This is a genomic window from Inquilinus limosus MP06 (assembly GCF_000767795.1).
Classification (GTDB): domain Bacteria; phylum Pseudomonadota; class Alphaproteobacteria; order DSM-16000; family Inquilinaceae; genus Inquilinus; species Inquilinus limosus_E.
In genome coordinates this window covers 1-816 of the sequence record NZ_JANX01001099.1, presented here as the reverse complement: position 1 = coordinate 816, position 816 = coordinate 1, and the positions used below count along the sequence as shown (strand labels likewise).

The 816-nt window shown below is 73.2% G+C and carries 1 protein-coding gene; it reads right to left on the bottom strand.

What is annotated here, in order from left to right; all coding sequences use genetic code 11:
- Positions 1–816 (bottom strand): Mur ligase family protein (locus tag P409_RS35435; RefSeq protein ID WP_034849840.1); only part of this gene is annotated, 816 nt, incomplete at both ends.

The window sequence follows — 816 nt, the reverse complement described above, 5'->3', positions numbered from 1 at the left end:
AGTAGTCGACATAGACCGGCGCGCCGTTCGGGTGGCTGGCCACCAGCTCGACCCGGCCCGGAATGCCCTTCAGCTGCTCCAGCAGGCCGGCGGCAGTGTCGAGATCGGCGCCGTCGGCCACCACCAGCGCCAGCGCGGTCAGCACGTTGTAGGCCTGGAAGCCGCCGACCAGCGGCAGCTCCGCCCGATAAGCCTTGCCGCCGGCGGTGAAGCGCAGGCCGATGCCGTGCGGCAGCGGCTCGGCCACGTCCAGCCGGAATTCCTGGCCGGCGCGGCCGAGGGTCAGGGCCTTGCGGCCGGCGGCGCGGGCGCGGGCGACCAGCCCCGCCGCCTCCGGCACGTCGGCATTGATCACGGCGGTGCCGCCGGGCTGCAGCACCTCGTCGAACAGCCGCGCCTTGGCGGCCAGATAGGCCTCCATGGTGGCGTGGTAGTCGAGATGGTCCTGGGTGAAGTTGGTGAAGGCCGCCAGCGTCACCCGCACCCCGTCCAGCCGGAACTGGTCGAGCCCGTGCGACGACGCCTCCATCGCCAGCCTGGTCACCCCGGCCGCAGCCAGGTCGGCCAGCTCGGCCTGCAGCGCCACCGGGTCCGGCGTAGTCAGCGAGCCGTAGCGCTCACGCCCCGGCGCCATCACCCCGAGCGTGCCGAGGCTGGCAGCCTGGTGGCCCAGCAGGGTCCAGAGCTGGCGGGCGAAGTTGACGGTCGAGGTCTTGCCGCTGGTGCCGGTGACGGCGGCGATGGTGGCCGGCTGCCGGCCGTAGAACTCGGCGGCCATCAATGCCAGGCGGCGGCGCGGATTGGCGTCGGTGATCA